The organism is Acidovorax sp. NCPPB 3576 (assembly GCF_028473605.1).
GTDB lineage: Bacteria > Pseudomonadota > Gammaproteobacteria > Burkholderiales > Burkholderiaceae_C > Paracidovorax.
The window spans coordinates 1842349-1859416 of record NZ_CP097267.1; the positions used below are offsets into that span (position 1 = coordinate 1842349).

Sequence of the window (17068 nt, forward strand, 5' to 3'; positions counted from 1 at the left end):
GTCGCTCAGGCCTTGGCAGAAAACAGCCCCGCGGGGCGAAAGCTCAGAACCGCCGCCATCAGGGCGTACATGGCCACTTCGGCGCACAGCGGTCCTAAGTCGGCGGCCACGGCGGGCGGCAGGGTGGCGCGCAGCAGCAGCGGCAGGAACGCGCGGCCGATGGTGTCCACCAGGCCCACCAGCAGGGCAGCCACGAAGGCGCCGCGCACCGAGCCGATGCCGCCGATGACGATCACCACCAGCGCGGGAATCAAAATGGATTCGCCCATGCCGACCTGCACCGCCATCAGCGGCCCCATGAGGGCGCCCGCGAGGGCCGCCAGGGAGGCACCCAGCACGAAGATGCCGCAGAACACGCGCTGGACGCGCACGCCCATCAGCTCGGCCATCCAGCGGTCCGACGCGCCCGCGCGCACCAGCATGCCCAGGCGGCTGTGGTTGACCAGCAGGTACAGCAGCCCCGCCACCAGCACGCCCGCGCCCAGCACCACCAGGCGGTACGACGGGTAGGGCAGACCGGCGAACAGTTCCACCGGGCCCGAGAGCCAGGCCGGCGTGGGCGCCATGACGGGGGAGGGGCCCCACACCATCTTCACGGCATCGTCCGCCACGAGGATCACGCCGAAGGTGGCCAGCACCTGGGCCAGGTGGTCGCGCCCGTAGAGGCGGCGCATCAGCGTCACCTCCAGCAGGGCCGCCACCGCCACCGTCGCGGCCACGGCCACCAGCACCGCCACGGCGAACGAGCCGCTCTGCACATGCACCGTGGCCGCCACGTAGGCGCCCACCATGAACAGCGAGCCGTGGGAGAGGTTCATCACGTCCATGATCCCGAAGACCAGGGTGAGCCCCGCCGCGATCAGGAAAAGCATGAGCCCGTAGCCCGCGCCGTTGAGCAGTTGTTCGAAGACGAGGATCGGATTCATGGCGCAGCCCCAGTGGATGAGGAGGGGTTCGATGTCATTTCAGGGTTCCATGTCCGCAAGCGACGCGCGCTGCCTTTCAAAACGGGCGCGGCCCCAAGCCAGCAGCCGCCGCGCAAGGGCCGCCCCGCCGCGCTGGCGGCGTCCCCCCTCCGGGGGGAAGGCGCGAAGCGACTCAGGGGGGTGCTTATTTCATACCGCACTGAGCAGAGAACGCATCCCCATAGTTTTCCAGCACCGTCTTGATGGTCTTGTTGGTCACGCGGCCTTCGGCGTCCTTGCCGATGGTGCGCAGGTAGAAGTTCTGCACCGGGTAGTGGTTGTTGGCGTAGCGGAAGTTGCCGCGCACCGAAGGAAACTGCGCCTTGGCCAGCGCCTTGATCAGCGCATCGCGGTCGGCCACCTTGCCGCCCACGGCCTTGACGGCCGAGTCCATGGCGGTGATCACGTCGAAGGCCTGCGCGGCATAGATGGACGGATAGCGCCCGCCGTATTCCTTGCGGAACGCGGCCACGAAGGCCTTGTTGGCCGGGTTGTCCAGGTCGTGCGCCCAGTGCGAGGTGTTGAACAGCCCCAGCATGGGCTCGCCCACGGCGCTGATGACGTCTTCGTCGGCCGAGAAGCCGCTGGTCACCAGCGTGATGTCCTTGGACAGTCCCGCGCCCACGAACTGCTTGATGAAGTTGATGCCCATGGCGCCCGGCAGGAAGAAGTACACGGCCTCGGGCTTGGCGGCGCGCAATTGCGCCAGTTCGGTCGCGTAGTCGATCTGGCCGAGCTTGGTGTACATCTCGTCCACCACCGTGCCCTTGAACTTGCGCTTGAAGCCGTTGATCCCGTCCTTGCCGGCGGGGTAGTTGGGGGCGATCAGCACCATGCGCTTGAAGCCCCGGTCGGCCGCGAACTGGCCGGCGGCCTCGTGGTACTGGTCGTTCTGGTACGCCGTGCCGAAGAAATACGGATTGCACTGCGCGCCCGCCAACTGGCTGGGGCCCGCGTTGTTCGACAGGTAGGGCACCTTGGCGGCGAACAGCGTGGGCGCCACGGCCAGCGCCACGTTGGAGGCGATGGGTCCGGTGAACAGGTCGATCTTCTCGCGCTGCACGAAGCGGTCCACCAGCTGCTTGGCCTGGTCGGGGCTGCCGGCCATGTCGGTCTGCACGAACTGCACGGGCTGGCCGCCGAGCTTGCCGCCCAGTTGCTTGATGCCCAGCGCGAAGCCGTCCCGCACCTCGGCCCCCAGGGCGGCGAACGGGCCGGAGATGTCCAGCGCAATGCCCACCTTGATGGGGGCCTGCTGGGCCAGCACCGGCAGGCTGGCGCACGCGGCCAAGGTGAAGAGGGCCGCTGCCCCGAGTTGGGTGCGAAGCGAGATACCGGAGAGTTGTGCCATTCGTCAGTCCTTATCCATCAACCAAGGAAAACCTGCCAGATCGCTGCAAGTCCAGAGGGGGCAGTGCGGGACCCGGGGGCCCCATTTCGGCGCGCGCCGCCGCTCTCACTGTTGCAATACGCACCGGGAACTTGCGCACCGCCGGGGTCAGGCGCTTTGCGGGGCCTTTCTGGCCAGTGCCGCAGGCTACTGATGCAAGGGGCGTTCCATGCAGCGTGTCTTTTCCGTCGCTGCCGCCATCGACCGCTATGGAAGTGCGTGGAATCGTACAGGCGCAGTGGATGTTCGGGCCTACAGGTCTTCCCTGGCACGCAACGTCGGGCAAACCCTTTGCCGCTGCTACTCGGCGCGCGATGCCAGTAGCAGCGTTCCGTGAGGGGGCGTAGCTACTGGTGAATGCGCTGACCATGGGTGATTGCCGTACCTCCTGCCGTGATCGCATCCGCCACGGGACACCGCCCGGCTCATGCCCATCGTGCGTGCCATGGCCGTGCCTGTCTCTGCGTTCGCCGCTCTGGTAAGAATCAGTAAGACTCAACGGATGCGCTAAAACCAGTGCAAATCCCGCATGGTGGGCTTTTACACTTAGTTCGCGCTGAGGGTCCACTGACTCCACCCGGCAACGCACCGCGTCGGGCCGGGCTGGTAGCGGACCTTCAATGCAGCTTCTATTCAATAAGACGACTCAAGAGGAAAGGGAAAAGAATGCGTAGCGATTCCAATCACAGCGCCTATGTCAGATACCACGAGGGTGATCCGCGAATACCGATCGTGAGCCTGGCTGCGTGCCGAACCCGCGACGAAGCGCGCAAGCGTGAACTGGCACAGGCGATCGACAAGGTCTGCAGGGAAAGGGGCTATTTCCAGGTCGAAGACCATGGTGTATCCGAGGACGTGCTGAAGGCCGCGCAGGGTGCCGTGCTGGATTTCTTCGACCTGCCGCTGCATGAAAAAATGGCGATACATATCGCGCATTCGCCTTATCACCGTGGCTATGTGCCTGCGGGTGGTGAGACGGCCTACGGCAGCACGATCAGGGACATCAAAGAGGCCTTCGACATGGCCCTGGAACTGGATTTGGCCGATCCCGATGTCCAGGCTGGCAAGTTTTTTCATGGTCCCAATGCCTGGCCGGATGCACAGCCGCTGCTGCAGCCAACGCTGTCCCGCTTGTACCGGGAATGGGTTGCCATGTGCGGGAACATCAGCGAACTGTTTGCCATTGGACTCGGTCTTCCGAATACTTATTTCGCCGAAAGGACCACCAAGCCGTTGGCGCAACTGCGTGCAGCGCGTTATCCGTCGCAGCCGCCGGACGACACGGGGGGGGCGATCGGATGCGGCGAACATACCGATTACGGGATCGTCACGGTAATCTGGCAGATGGACAGCGAAGGGCTCGAAGTCTGCGATCCGCAAGGGAACTGGATCCGTGTGCCGCGTATACCCAATACCTTCACCTGTCTGCTCGGGGATGTGACGGGCATGTGGACGAACGATCACTGGCGTGCCACCCCGCACCGCGTTCTGAACGTCTCTGGCGAGATGCGCCATTCGCTCAATTTCTTTTTCGATCCGGACTACGACTGCGTGGTCGAGCCGCTACCGCCCTTTGTGACTGCCGCCAAACCAGCGCTGTACCAGCCCACGACGATGGGCGCCCATCTCATTCAAAGCTTTGACGGTGTATTCGAATACCGCAAGCAAGCCGCTTCTGCCGAAGCAATGGCCTAACCTGAAAGAAAAAAGAATCATGAAAAATATCGTAGTAATCGGCGGCGGGATGCTGGGTCTCTCCATTTCCTTGGAATTGAGCGACCATGGTGTGAATGTGACCAATGTTTTTCCGCGGACCGGCGATACGTTGTCGGCGTCGCGCGCAGCGGGCGCCATGCTCGGGGCATTCGGGGAACTGTCTGCTGACGATGGCGCCGAAGAAATGGCGGAGTTCGATTTTCGTCTCTCGGCCCAGCGCTATTACCCGGCATGGCTCGCTCGGGTTCGCGAACGGTCAGGTGCTCGCGTGTCGCAGGTCGAGGGCACCATCATCATTGCCAATAACCAGGGGGCACGTGATCGCGACTGCATCCGGAGAATGGAGCAAGAGGCGGTCCTTCGCGGCGAGCCGGCCGAGTGGATCGAGCCCAGCGATGTGCCCGGCCTCAAGCCCAGTCCGGTCCATGCGCCAGCGCTTTGCCTGCATTTGAAGAACGAGCACGCCGTCAACTCAGGGGAGCTGCTCGATGCGATGGAACTGGCGCTGGGCCGGTGCAATACGTATCGGCATCTCGACAAGTCGGTCTTGCGGGCAAGCCCCGATGGTCTGTCGTGGGCCGTCGCGCTTTCGGACGGCACCACGCTGGTGGCAGATGCTGTTGTGCTGGCGAATGGTTCCCGCTCGCTCGAGTGCCTCGATCCTTCGCTGGTGGAGGACGCGGCACTGCCTGCATTGAGTTTCGGCAAGGGCGTGTCATGCCTGATCAGCGGCGGCCCGGCGATAGCGCACACCATCCGAACGCCGAACCGCACTTTTGCATGCGGCATCCATTTGGTGCCACGCCCTGAAAGCGGGGAGCTATACCTCGGTGCCACCAACTTCACCGGCGTTGACGAGATGGCAGAACGCAAAGTCCAGCCTGGCGAACTGCACGGCCTATTCGATGAAGCGATCCACCAGATCAACACGGACATTCGCACCAGTCGGATCGAACAGATTCGTGTCGGCTTTCGGCCGATTGCAGCGTTCAAACGCCCTCTTGTTGGCCAGACCCGGGTGCCAAACCTCTACATCGCCACTGGTACGTATCGCAACGGGGTGCTGATGGCACCGCTGGTGGCTGCAATGATCGCTTCGGAACTGGGCCTGTGCGTCTCGCCATACCAGGGCAATCCGTTTTCGGTGCTTACCGAGCAAAAGCAGAACGGCTGGGATGTGGAGCGTTTGCTCGATGTGGGTGTGCGCGATCTCGTGGCGTTCATCCAGGAACCACGCAGCCCGCTACCGTACAGCCGGGCACGCGAACTGGAGACGTATTTGCGCACGCTGCTACAGGCTGCGGTGTACCAGGACGCCAGCGGCGAATCCCTGCATGCCATGATCCAGTCCCGTCTGAAGGAGGCGCCTTTCAACGAGACGGTTCACAAGCTCTTCTATGAAGTCGGGGATCAGGCGCGCAAGCCAGCGGCCGAAACTGCCGAAGTGTGATGTTGTGTGATGGACGGGGCTTTAAAAATCACAGGTGAAGTGCTCACCTTTTGTGCGCGGTTGAAGCCCCGCCGCCGCTTTGCTCCGTTTTCAGGGACGGATGAAGGGGCTTGCATGGGGATGGTCACGGAAAATAAATGACGTGCTTTTCCCGTGAGCCAGGGCTGGCGAAGGCCTTGAAGGCCGACGCCAGCCCCAGCGCTCTGGTTGCATGGCGAATGGGCGCGATTTCACAAAATTTGGCGGAGATGCCGTGTCCAGTCCGAAGAGCGCCTGTGGCACACTCGCCCGCTTTTCCAAAGCCGAGCCCTCGGGAGCGTTTTCAGCATGCAGAAGATCATTCGGCAGATTGCCGCAGAAATCCGGGTCACCGAGCAGCAGGTGGCCTCCGCCGTCGAGTTGCTCGATGGGGGCGCCACGGTGCCCTTCATCGCGCGCTACCGCAAGGAAGTGACCGGCGGGCTGGACGACATCCAGCTGCGCGAACTGGAGGCCCGCCTGTCGTACCTGCGCGAGCTGGAAGACCGCCGCGCCGCGGTGCTCAAGGCCATCGACGAGCAGGGCAAGCTGACCGACGCGCTGCGCGCTGCCATCGCGGGCGCGCCGACCAAGCAGGAGCTGGAAGACCTCTACCTGCCCTTCAAGCAAAAGCGCCGCACCAAGGGCCAGATCGCCCGCGAGTTCGGCATCGAGCCGCTGGCCGACAAGCTCTTCGCCGACCCCACGCTGGACCCGGCCGCCGAAGCCGCCGCGTTCACCCGCCCCCCCGAAGTGCTGGACGACGGCAAGCCGGGCGCCGACTTTTCCACCGTGCCGGCCGTGCTCGACGGCGTGCGCGACATCCTCTCCGAGCGCTGGGCCGAAGACGCCGTGCTGGTGCAGTCGCTGCGCGAATGGCTGTGGGCCGAGGGCCTGCTGCGCAGCAAGAAGGTCGAAGGCAAGAACGAGGCCGATCCCGAGGTCTCCAAGTTCCGCGACTACTTCGAGTACGACGAGCCCATCGGCCGCGTGCCCTCGCACCGCGCGCTGGCCGTGTTCCGCGGCCGGGCGCTCGAAATCCTGGAAGCCAAGCTGGTTCTTCCCGTCGAGCCTGAGCCCGGCAAGCCCAGCATCGCCGAGGGCAAGATCGCCCTGCACCTGGGCTGGAGCCATGCCGGCCGCGCCGCCGACGACCTGCTGCGCAAATGCGTGGGCTGGGCCTGGCGTGTGAAGCTCTCCCTCTCCACCGAGCGCGACCTGTTCGCCCGCCTGCGCGATGACGCCGAGAAGGTCGCCATCAAGGTCTTCGCCGACAACCTGCGCGACCTGCTGCTGGCCGCGCCCGCCGGCCCGCGCGTGGTGATGGGGCTGGACCCGGGCATTCGCACCGGCGTGAAGGTGGCGGTAGTGGATGCGACCGGCAAGCTGGTGGAGACCGCCACCGTGTTCCCGCACGAGCCGCGCCGCGACTGGGAAGGCTCGCTGCACACGCTGGCCAAGCTGGTGGAAAAGCACGGCGTGAATCTGATCGCGATCGGCAACGGCACCGCCAGCCGCGAAACCGACAAGCTCGCCGCCGACCTCATCAAGCTCGCCGCCAAGGCCGAGCGCGCCATCGAGAAGGTGGTGGTGAGCGAGGCCGGCGCGTCCGTCTATTCCGCCAGCGAATACGCCTCGCAGGAGATGCCCGACGTGGACGTGAGCCTGCGCGGCGCCGCCTCCATCGCGCGGCGCCTGCAGGACCCGCTGGCCGAGCTGGTCAAGATCGACCCCAAGAGCATCGGCGTGGGCCAGTACCAGCACGACGTGAACCAGAGCGAGCTGGCCCGCACCCTGGGCACGGTGGTGGAAGACTGCGTGAACTCGGTGGGCGTGGACCTGAACACGGCCAGCGTGCCCCTGCTCAGCCGCGTGTCGGGCCTGTCGGGCAGCGTGGCCAAGGCCGTGGTGCGCTGGCGCGAGGCCAACGGCGCGTTCAAGAGCCGCCGCCAGCTCATGGAGGTGTCGGGCCTGGGCGCCAAGACCTTCGAGCAGAGCGCGGGCTTCCTGCGCATCCGCGGCGGCGAGAACCCGCTGGACATGACGGGCGTGCACCCCGAGACGTACCCCGTGGTCGAGCAGATCATGCAAAAGACCGGCAAGCCCGTGGCTGAGATCATGGGCCGCGCCGACATGCTCAAGACGCTCAAGCCCGAGCTGTTCGCCAACGAGAAGTTCGGCGTCATCACGGTCAAGGACATCCTGGGCGAGCTGGAGAAGCCCGGCCGCGATCCGCGCCCGGATTTCAAGGTGGCGCGCTTCAACGACGGCGTGGAAGACATCAAGGACCTGAAGGAAGGCATGGTGCTGGAGGGCACGGTGAGCAACGTGGCGCAGTTCGGCGCCTTCATCGACCTGGGCGTGCATCAGGACGGCCTGGTCCACGTGAGCCAGCTGAGCCACAAGTTCGTCAACGATGCGCGCGAGGTGGTCAAGACCGGCGACATCGTGAAGGTGAAGGTCATGGAGGTGGATGTGGAGCGCAAGCGCATCGGCCTGTCGATGAAGCTCGATGCCGCGCCGCCGCGCAGTGGCGGCGAGCGGGGCGCCCCGCGTGAAAACCGCTTCGAAGGGGGGGGGCGCGGCCAGCACCCGGCGCCGCGCCGCAGCAACGAGCCCGCGCCCCAGTCGGCCATGGCCTCGGCCTTCGCCAAGCTGCAAGGTAATAAGCGGTAAAAGTTGCGTGGATAATCGCCGGAACCTTACTTCCGGCCGTTCCATGGACCTCATCTCCCTGCTGGGGATTCCCGTTGCGCTGCCGAGCATTCCCCGCGCGGTGGCGCTGCTGATGAACGAGCTGGCCGCGCCCGAGCCCAACCTGCGGCGCGTCACGCAGCTCTTCGGCACCGACCCGGCCATGGCCGCACGGCTGCTGGAAGAGGCCAATTCCCCCGCGTTCCAGGCCCAGCAGCAGATCAGCGGCATTCCCGAGGCGCTGTCGCTGCTGGGTGTGCAGCAGCTGCGCACGCTGGTGGCGTCCGCGCCGCTGGGAACCACCTCGCGGTCGGTGCCGGGCGTCAACCTGCAGCAGTTCTGGCGCTACAGCCTGCACACCGCCAAGCTGGCGCGGTCGCTGGCCGGCAGCGTGCACCACAACCAGATCGCCGCATACACCGCGGGCCTGCTGCACGGCGTGGGCGAGTTGCTGCTGCACCTGGGCAACCCCGAGCGCGTGCAGTCCATCAACCGTTTGGTCGGCCCCTTCGATCCGCGCCGCTCCAAGCTGGAGCAGCGGCTGCTGGGCTATTGCTACTCGCAGGTGAGCGCCGGCATGGCGCGCCGCTGGCAGTTGCCGCAGGTGGTGGTGGATGCCCTGCAGTACCAGAGCGCGCCGTTCGAGAACAGCGTGTACGAGCCGCTGGCCGGCGTGCTGCACCTGGCTGCCTGGCGCGTGCGGGCCCGCGAGGCAGCGCTGGGCGAGAAGGAGCTGGCGGTGTCGTTTCCCGGCGAGGTCGGGCTGGCGCTGGGGCTCGATATCGACATGGTGCTGCAGCAGGACCCGATCGACTGGACCGTGCGCCCCGACCCGGGCGACTACGTGTGAACGCCGCGGCCCGCCGGTGCCCCGGCCGATGAAGGCGCTGCGCATCCACGCGGGACCGCTGGCGCGGGCGCACATCGCCCGGCACGGCCTGCAGCCCGCCGACATCGGCGTGATCCCGGCCGCGGCCGGCGGGCCCAAGGGGCTGGTCCTCGGGCCGCTGGACCGCTTCGTGTTCGGGCACTGGCTGCAAGGCTCTACCCAGCCGGTGCATCTGGTGGGCGCCTCGATCGGCGCCTGGCGCATGGCCACCGCCTGCCTGGATTCGCCCGTGGCCGCGCTGGAGCGGCTGGAGCGCGCCTACATCCACCAGCACTACGCGCCGCCGCCCGGCCGCCAGCGCCCCACGGCTGCGCAGGTGAGCGGGCAGTTCGGGCAGGGGCTGCGCGATTTCTACGCCGGGCAGGTGGGGCCGTTGCTGGCGCACCCGCGCTGGCGGCTGCACATCGTGGCTTCGCGCGGGCGGCACCTGCTGTCGCGCGAGCGCCGCCTGGCCACGCCGCTCGGCTACCTGGGGGCGTTCGCCGCCAACGCGGTGCACCGCCGGGCGCTGGGGTGGTGGCTGGAGCGGGTGGTGTTGTCCGGGCCGGCTGGCGAAGCGCCCGGTGCCGCCATGGCGGCGCTGCCGTTCGCCACCAGCGACTACCCCACGCGGCAGGTGGCGCTGACGGAGGCGAACTTTCTTCCGGCCTTGCAGGCCAGTTGCTCCATCCCCTTCGTTCTGCAGGCGGTGCACGACATTCCGGGTGCGCCGGCCGGCGCCTACTGGGACGGCGGCCTGACCGATTACCACCTGCATCTGCGCTACCGGCCACTGGCGGACATCGAGAAGATGGATGCTATAAAAAATATAGCTATATGCCCTAGTACTGATTGCGCTGGAGGCCAAAAACACTCAGATCCCCCCGGCGCCCTGGTGCTGTACCCGCATTTCCAGCAGAGCGTGGTGCCCGGCTGGCTGGACAAGGGCCTGCGCTGGCGCCACCGCGCCACGCCCGCGCTGGACCGCATGGTGGTGCTGTCGCCGCACCCCGACTGGGTGCGCACGCTGCCGAACGCCAAGCTGCCCGACCGCAACGATTTCCTGCACTACGGCAGCGACCTGGCCGCCCGCGTGCGCGCGTGGAGCGCGGCCACTTCGGCCAGCCGCCAGTTGGCCGACGAGTTCGCCGAATGGCTGCGCCGGCCCGACCCGGCGGTGGTGCTGCCGCTCTGACCTTCGGCCGCCGCTGGCCGGCGCTGGGGCCCCGTGGCTACATCGATTCGGCGAGCATCGCCCGGTAGTCGTCCACGCTGGCCTCGCGCGGGTTGGTCTTGTGGCAGTGGTCGGCCATGGCGCCTTCGATCACGGCGCCGAACAGCGCTTCGGTCACGCCCATCGCGGCCAGGCCCGTGGGCAGCCCCAGCCGCGCGCTCATGTCGCGGATGGCCTCGGGAATGTCGCCCGCGGACGCCAGCCCCATGGCGTGGGCCATGCGCTCCAGGCGCCGGTCTTTCTGCACGGCGGGGTCCTGCGCGTTGAAGCGCACCACGGCGGGCAGGAACACCGCGTTCAGCGTGCCGTGGTGCAGCCGCGGGTTCACGCCGCCCAGGCTGTGGCTCAGCGAATGCACGCAGCCCAGCCCTTTCTGGAACGCCATCGCGCCTTGCATGCTTGCGCTCATCATGTTCAGGCGGGCCTCGCGGTCGCTGCCGTCGCGCGTGGCGCGTTCGATGTGCGCCCAGCCGCGCGTGAGCCCCTCCAGCGCGATGCCGTCGGCCGGCGGGTTGAAGGCCGAGGACATGAAGGTCTCCATGCAGTGCGCGATCGCGTCCATGCCGGTGGCCGCCGTCAGCGCGGGCGGCAGGCCCAGGGTCAGGCCCGGGTCGCAGATGGCCATCTTGGGCACCAGGTGCCACGAGTGGAAGCCAAGCTTGCGGTGGTCGTCCACGATGATGATCGCGCCGCGCGCCACCTCGCTGCCGGTGCCGGCGGTGGTGGGCACGGCAATCAGCGGCACGGCGCGCTCGGTGATGCGCGGCGAGCCGCCCTCGATGGTGGCGTAGTGCGTGAGCGGCCCTTCGTGCGTGGCCGCGATGGCGATGCCCTTGGCGCAGTCGATGGCCGAGCCGCCGCCCACCGCGACGAGGCCGTCGCAGCCCTGGTCGCGGTACACCTGCACGGCGGCGCGCACGGCGGCTTCGGTGGGGTTGGAGGGCGTCTGGTCGAACACGGCCACGGGCACGCCGGCCAGTGCATCCAGCGCGTGCTGCAGCACGCCCGCGGCCTTCACGCCGGGGTCGGTCACCACGAGCGGGCGCGTGATGCCCACGCGGTCGCACTCCTGTTTCAGGAGCTTGATGGCGCCGAATTCGAACTGGATCTGGGTGACGTAGTAGATGAAGGCCATGGTGGATTGCGAGGATGCGCGCAGGGCGCGGTTTGGTTAGCATGCCGGCCAGCCAATCTACAACCGGGAGCCCTCCATGGCCATGCAGCAAACCCTCATCGCCGCCGTGCTGGCGGTCGCCTGTGCGACAACCGCGCAGGCCGAATGCCTGAGCGACGCCCAGGTGGCCGAGATGGCCGCCCATTACTCGGGCAAGACCCCCGCCGCCAACCTGCCTGCCCTGAGCGATGCCGATGCTGCCTGCACCCGCGCCAAGTTCAATGCCTTGCTGGCGCAGCGCCTTGGCAAGGTGGTGGGCTACAAGGCCGGGCTGACCAACCCTGCGGTGCAAAAGCGATTCGGCACCGACAAGCCGGTGTGGGGCAAGCTGTACGAAGGCATGGTGCTGCGCGATGGCGCCGTGGTGGATGCGGCGTTCGGCGCGCGCCCGCTGTTCGAGGCCGACATGCTGGTGCGCGTGAAGAGCGCCGCCATCAACCATGCGCGCACGCCGATGGAGGTGCTGGAGCACATCGACCAGGTCATCCCTTTCATCGAGCTGCCCGACCTGCTGGTGCAGGCGCCGCCGCAGCTCGACGGGGCTGGCGTGGCGGCCATCAACGTGGGGGCTCGGCTGGGCGTGGCCGGCGCCCCCATCGCCGTGCCGCGCCTGCGCGCGGAGCGCTATGCGATGGTCGATGCGCTGCAGAACATGGCGGTGACGCTCACCGATGGCCAGGGCGCGCGGCTGGGTGGCGGCAAGGGCAGCGACATCCTGGGCCACCCGCTCAACGCCGTCGTCTGGCTGGCCGAGGCGCTGGCCAAGGAGGACCTCACCCTGCAGCCGGGCGATCTGGTGAGCCTGGGGTCGTTCTCCGCGCTGCTGCCGCCGCAGCCGGGGCTGGCGGTCACCGCCACCTTCGACGGGCTGCCGGGCGCAGCGCCGGTGCGCGTGACGTTCCGGTGATGCGCTGCCGTTGAGCGAGGGCCGGGAACGCCGGCCCGGGTCTAATGACCCGGCCCGCCTGCCCACGGCCGAGTTGCGGGATGATCGGGCGCTTGTCCTTTTGGCCCTCTCTTCTTCGCCGCCCCGCGCGGCCCGCGACCGTGACATCTTCCGCCCCATCCCCCGCCCGGCTCACCCCGCAGATGCGCAGCGTCATCGACCGCATGGAGCGCGCCGGCCGGCCGCCCCTGCACACCCTGGCCCCGGCCGAGGCCCGTGCCGCCTACGAGGCCGGCGCCGGCGTGCTCGAAGTGCCCAAGGCCGCCCTCGAACGCGTGGAAGACCTGCACATCCCCGCCCGCGACGGCCATGCCCTGCCGGCCCGCCTGTACGCCCCCACGCGCGGTGCGCCGCTGCCGGTGCTGCTGTACCTGCACGGCGGGGGCTTCACCATCGGCAGCGTGGCCACGCACGACGTGCTGTGCCGCGAACTGGCCCGGCTGGCGGGCTGCATGGTGGTGTCGCTGGACTACCGGCTGGCGCCCGAGCATCGCTTTCCCACGGCTTCCAACGATGCGTGGGATGCGCTGGTGTGGCTGGCCGCGCAGGCCCGCGCGCTAGGCGCCGACCCGGCGCGCATCGCCGTCGGGGGCGACAGCGCGGGCGGCACGCTGGCCGCCGTCAATGCCATCCTGGCGCGCGATGCCGGCCTGCCGCTCGCGCTGCAGCTGCTGTTCTACCCCGGCTGCACCGCGCACCAGGACACGCCTTCGCACACTGCGTTCGCCCACGGCCTGGTGCTGGAGGAGCCCGCCATCACCTGGTTCTTCGGCAACTACGTGCGCGGGCCCGCAGACCGCGACGACTGGCGCTTCGCCCCGCTGAACGCGCCCGACGTCGATGGCGTGGCGCCGGCCTGGATCGGGCTGGCCGAATGCGATCCGCTGGTGGACGAGGGCGTGGCGTATGCCGACAAGCTGCGCGCCGCCGGCGTGACGGTCGATCTGGAGATCTACCGCGGCGTGACGCACGAGTTCATCAAGATGGGCCGCGCGATCACGCAAGCCCGGCAGGCGCATGCGGACGCGGCGCAGGCGCTGCGCACGGCGTTCGGGCTGGCCTGAGCGGGGTGGCCGTGCCGGCTCAGCGCTTCTTGCAGGAGGCGGTGATCAGCTTGCGCGCCGGCTCGCCCGGCATGCCGGCGAAAGACACGGGCGCCTCGTCTTCCTTGAATTCCTCGCGGGCCGTCACCGGGCCTTGCCATCCAGGTTCCGCGTAGTAGTTCAGCGCGAGATACCACCCTTTTTGCGTGCCGCAATCGACCACGGCCAAGCCCCTGAACGAGCGGTAGGGGTGCTTGCGGTAGCTCGCGCGCTGGGTGCTGCGCGACACGCGCACTTCCATGGTGAACTGGTTCTGCCAGGGAATCTGCGTGGGATTGATCTGCACCAGGTCGCCCGCCCTGTCATCCGGAAAGCCATGGATCGTGAGCCATTCTTCGTCGGTTTGCGCATGGGCCTGGGCTGCCAGGAGCAGGGCGGCTAACAGGGCAGGGCGCAGGGGGGACACGGAGCCTCCAAGGGTGGGGTGCAAACGGTACAGCGCCGGATCTTAGAGCCTGTTCAAAGTCTCGCTGAGGGTGTGAGAAGCTCGGGAAGTGAGAAAGAGCTATCCCAGCGACATCAGTCGCGAACAATTCGAGACCGTCAAGCCGCTGCTGGAGAGTGCGCGCAGGAAGACTGCGCCGCGCAGGGTGGATTTGTACGAGGTGTTCTGTGCAGTGCTGTACCTGCTCAGAAGCGGTTGCCAGTGGCGCATGCTGCCCGAGGATTTCCCCAAGTGGCGCACTGTGCACGCGTACTTTGCGATCTGGAGTGAGCCGCGTGAGGGTGGCAGCCTGCTTCAGCAGGCTTTAAAAAAATCAGGTTGGCGTGGTCCGAGAGAGACTGGGGCGCAGCGCCTGCAGCGCGTTCTTGATCGTGGACGCGCAGAGCGTGAAGAACACGGACACGGCGGCCTCGAAGGGCTATGACGCGGGCAAGAAGGTCTCCGGCATCAAGCGCCACATTGCAGTGGACACCCAAGGACTGCCGCATGCCATTGCGGTGACCACAGCAGAGGTGACGGACCGCAAAGGGGCCTTGCAGGCACTGCAGCGCTGCAAACCAGCTCTGGGTCGGATGCAAACCCTGCTGTGTGACAGCGGCTATGTGGGTAAACCTTTCGCTCAGGGCGTCCAAGACATTCTGGGCGGACATGTCAGGGTGCAGATTGCCAAGCGCAGTGAACTGCATACGTTCAAGGTGATGCCCCAACGCTGGGTGGTTGAGCGTAGTTTTGCATGGCTGGAGAAGAACCGGCGGTTGTGGAAGAACTGCGAGAGACTGCTCAACACCAGCCTGCAGTTGATTCACCTGGCGTTCTTGGCGCTACTGCTCAAAAGACTTTGAACAGGCTCTTATGCGATCCACGTCGCCCCGCAATGACCTGGATCAAGGCCGCAAAGCCGCATCAGGGTAATCCTGCGAAGGGGCGCGCCGCTGCGCTCCCTAAAATCTGTTGCACTGCAAACCATCAAATCATGGTGCCCCGCGCACCCCAGGAGCCCGCTGTGCCAGAAACAATGTCCCCCCCAACCCCCTCGACCGCACAGCAGAGGATCATCAAGAAGTACCCCAACCGCCGGCTGTACGACACCTCCACCTCCACCTACATCACCCTGGCCGAGGTCAAGCAGCTCGTGATGGCGGGCGAACACGTGGTGGTGCGCGACGCCAAGACCAGCGAAGACCTCACGCGCAGCATCCTGCTGCAGATCATTCTGGAAGAGGAAGCCGGCGGCGCGCCCATGTTCACCGAGGCCGTGCTGGCCAACATCATCCGCTTCTACGGCCACGCCATGCAGGGCTTCATGGGCGCCTATCTTGAAAAGAACGTGCAGGTGTTCACCGACATCCAGACCAAGATGGCCGAGCAGTCCAAGGGCATCACCCCCGAGATGTGGTCGCAGTTCATGAACCTGCAATCGCCCATGTTCAAAGGCGTCATGGGCAGCTATGTGGACCAGTCCCAGGCCATCTTCACGCAGATGCAGGAGCAGATGCAAAAGCAGACCGAGCAGATGCTGGGCGCCTTCGGTATCAAGCGCTGAAAAGCGCGCCGCGCGGCCCGCCGAAAGGCCCTGCGGCCAGAACTGGGACAATAGGGGGATGAGCGAAGTACTCTCCCCCACGAAAATCCCCAAAGTCGGCTTCGTCAGCCTGGGCTGCCCCAAGGCCTTGACTGACTCCGAACTGATCCTCACGCAACTGAGCGCAGAGGGCTACCAGACCTCCAAGACCTTCGAAGGTGCCGACCTCGTCATCGTCAACACCTGCGGCTTCATCGACGATGCGGTCAAGGAAAGCCTGGACACCATCGGCGAGGCGCTGGCCGAGAACGGCAAGGTCATCGTCACCGGCTGCCTGGGCGCGCGCTCCGGCGAGGGCGGCGGCAACCTGGTGCGCCAGATGCACCCCAGCGTGCTGGCCGTCACCGGCCCCCACGCCACGCAGGAGGTCATGGATGCCGTCCACCTGAACCTGCCCAAGCCGCACGATCCTTTCATCGACCTGGTGCCGGGCAGCTTCGGCGTGGCGGGCATCAAGCTCACGCCCAAGCACTACGCATACCTCAAGATCAGTGAGGGCTGCAACCACCGCTGCACCTTCTGCATCATCCCCTCGATGCGCGGCGACCTCGTCTCGCGCCCCATCGGCGACGTGCTGAGCGAGGCCAAGGCCCTGTTCGAAGGCGGCGTGAAGGAACTGCTGGTCATCAGCCAGGACACCTCGGCTTTCGGCGTCGATGTGAAGTACCGTACCGGCTTCTGGGACGGCAAGCCCGTCAAGACCCGCATGCTGGAGCTGGTGCAGACGCTGGGCGAAATCGCCGAGCCCTACGGCGCTTGGGTGCGCCTGCACTACGTGTACCCGTACCCGAGCGTCGATGAGGTGATTCCCCTCATGGCGACGGGCAAGGTGCTGCCGTACCTGGACGTGCCGTTCCAGCACAGCCACCCCGACGTGCTCAAGCGCATGAAGCGCCCCGCCAGCGGCGAGCGCAACCTGGAGCGCATCCAGCGCTGGCGCGAGGCCTGCCCCGAGATCGTCATCCGCAGCACCTTCATCGCCGGCTTTCCGGGCGAGACCGAAGAAGAGTTCCAGCACCTGCTGGACTTCGTGCGCGAGGCGCAGATCGACCGCGCGGGCTGCTTTGCCTACAGCGACGTGAACGGTGCGGTGGCCAACGAACTGCCCGGCATGCTGCCAATGGAATTGCGGGAAGAACGCCGCGCGCGCTTCATGGCCGTGGCAGAGGAAGTGTCCGCCGCCAAGCTGCGCGGCCGGGTGGGTGCCACCATGCAGGTGCTGGTCGATTCCGCACCGGCGCTGGGCCGCAAGGGCGGCACCGGCCGCACCTATGCCGATGCGCCGGAGATCGACGGCGTGGTGCACCTGTTGCCGCCCGAGAAGATCAGCAAGACGATGAAGGTGGGCGAGTTCACCCGGGCCCGCATCGTCGGCACGCAGGGGCACGATCTGGTCGCAGTGCCGATCTGATTCAGCCCCTGGGCTGTGCAGCGGCCGCCCGCCAAGGCGGGCGCCGAGGACCCCAAGCACCGTCACGGAGCG

Annotated in this window: 14 protein-coding genes; 10 read left to right on the plus strand and 4 right to left on the minus strand. The window is 66.9% G+C overall.

The features are described from left to right. Positions 1-5: 5 nt before the first annotated feature. Both M5C98_RS08535 and M5C98_RS08540 read right to left on the minus strand, forming a co-directional pair. Complete coding sequence (locus M5C98_RS08535) at positions 6-926, minus strand: branched-chain amino acid ABC transporter permease (RefSeq protein ID WP_272552177.1); 921 nt, start codon at positions 924-926, stop codon at positions 6-8. A 184-nt stretch (positions 927-1110) separates the two neighbouring features. Then, positions 1111-2316, minus strand: coding sequence for an ABC transporter substrate-binding protein (locus tag M5C98_RS08540; RefSeq protein ID WP_272552178.1), 1206 nt, complete (start codon positions 2314-2316; stop codon positions 1111-1113). 705 nt (positions 2317-3021) lie between these two features. Between M5C98_RS08540 and M5C98_RS08545 the strand changes: the two genes are divergently transcribed. The 5 genes from M5C98_RS08545 (at position 3022) to M5C98_RS08565 (ending at position 10296) form a co-directional block, all read left to right on the plus strand. Next, positions 3022-4050, plus strand: a complete 1029-nt coding sequence (locus M5C98_RS08545) for an isopenicillin N synthase family dioxygenase (protein ID WP_272552179.1) — start codon at positions 3022-3024, stop codon at positions 4048-4050. A gap of 19 nt (positions 4051-4069) precedes the next feature. Continuing rightward, positions 4070-5521, plus strand: a complete 1452-nt coding sequence (locus tag M5C98_RS08550; protein ID WP_272552180.1) for an FAD-dependent oxidoreductase — start codon at positions 4070-4072, stop codon at positions 5519-5521. Positions 5522-5848: 327 nt separating this feature from the next. Next, positions 5849-8215 carry a Tex family protein gene (locus M5C98_RS08555; protein WP_272552181.1) on the plus strand — a complete coding sequence of 789 codons (2367 nt, stop codon included), beginning with the start codon at positions 5849-5851 and terminating at the stop codon, positions 8213-8215. A 43-nt stretch (positions 8216-8258) separates the two neighbouring features. Further along, positions 8259-9083, plus strand: a complete 825-nt coding sequence (locus M5C98_RS08560) for an HDOD domain-containing protein (protein WP_272552182.1) — start codon at positions 8259-8261, stop codon at positions 9081-9083. 28 nt (positions 9084-9111) lie between these two features. Then, positions 9112-10296, plus strand: a complete 1185-nt coding sequence (locus tag M5C98_RS08565) for a patatin-like phospholipase family protein (RefSeq protein WP_272553214.1) — start codon at positions 9112-9114, stop codon at positions 10294-10296. A 37-nt stretch (positions 10297-10333) separates the two neighbouring features. Here M5C98_RS08565 and M5C98_RS08570 read toward each other — a convergent pair whose 3' ends face one another. After that, positions 10334-11470: an iron-containing alcohol dehydrogenase gene (locus tag M5C98_RS08570; protein ID WP_272552183.1), complete on the minus strand. Its 1137-nt coding sequence runs from the start codon at positions 11468-11470 to the stop codon at positions 10334-10336. A gap of 76 nt (positions 11471-11546) precedes the next feature. On the opposite strand from M5C98_RS08570, the gene M5C98_RS08575 reads away from it, so the two are divergent. Both M5C98_RS08575 and M5C98_RS08580 read left to right on the plus strand, forming a co-directional pair. Beyond that, on the plus strand, positions 11547-12416 hold the full coding sequence (locus M5C98_RS08575; protein ID WP_272552184.1) for a 2-keto-4-pentenoate hydratase: 870 nt from the start codon (positions 11547-11549) through the stop codon (positions 12414-12416). Positions 12417-12598: 182 nt separating this feature from the next. After that, positions 12599-13519 carry an alpha/beta hydrolase gene (locus tag M5C98_RS08580; protein WP_272553216.1) on the plus strand — a complete coding sequence of 307 codons (921 nt, stop codon included), beginning with the start codon at positions 12599-12601 and terminating at the stop codon, positions 13517-13519. A 19-nt stretch (positions 13520-13538) separates the two neighbouring features. Here M5C98_RS08580 and M5C98_RS08585 read toward each other — a convergent pair whose 3' ends face one another. Next, positions 13539-13964, minus strand: a complete 426-nt coding sequence (locus tag M5C98_RS08585) for a surface-adhesin E family protein (RefSeq protein ID WP_272552185.1) — start codon at positions 13962-13964, stop codon at positions 13539-13541. Positions 13965-14052: 88 nt separating this feature from the next. On the opposite strand from M5C98_RS08585, the gene M5C98_RS08590 reads away from it, so the two are divergent. From M5C98_RS08590 to rimO, 3 genes are all read left to right on the plus strand, one after another. Then, positions 14053-14845 (plus strand): IS5 family transposase gene (locus M5C98_RS08590; protein WP_272548219.1). Its coding sequence is split into 2 segments (ribosomal slippage): positions 14053-14312 and positions 14311-14845, totalling 795 coding nucleotides; the frame shifts between segments, so codons are not numbered across the junction. A gap of 173 nt (positions 14846-15018) precedes the next feature. Continuing rightward, positions 15019-15546, plus strand: coding sequence for a polyhydroxyalkanoate synthesis repressor PhaR (gene phaR / locus M5C98_RS08595; protein WP_272552186.1), 528 nt, complete (start codon positions 15019-15021; stop codon positions 15544-15546). Between the two features lie 58 nt (positions 15547-15604). After that, complete coding sequence (gene rimO / locus M5C98_RS08600; RefSeq protein ID WP_272552187.1) at positions 15605-16996, plus strand: 30S ribosomal protein S12 methylthiotransferase RimO; 1392 nt, start codon at positions 15605-15607, stop codon at positions 16994-16996. Positions 16997-17068: the final 72 nt, after the last annotated feature.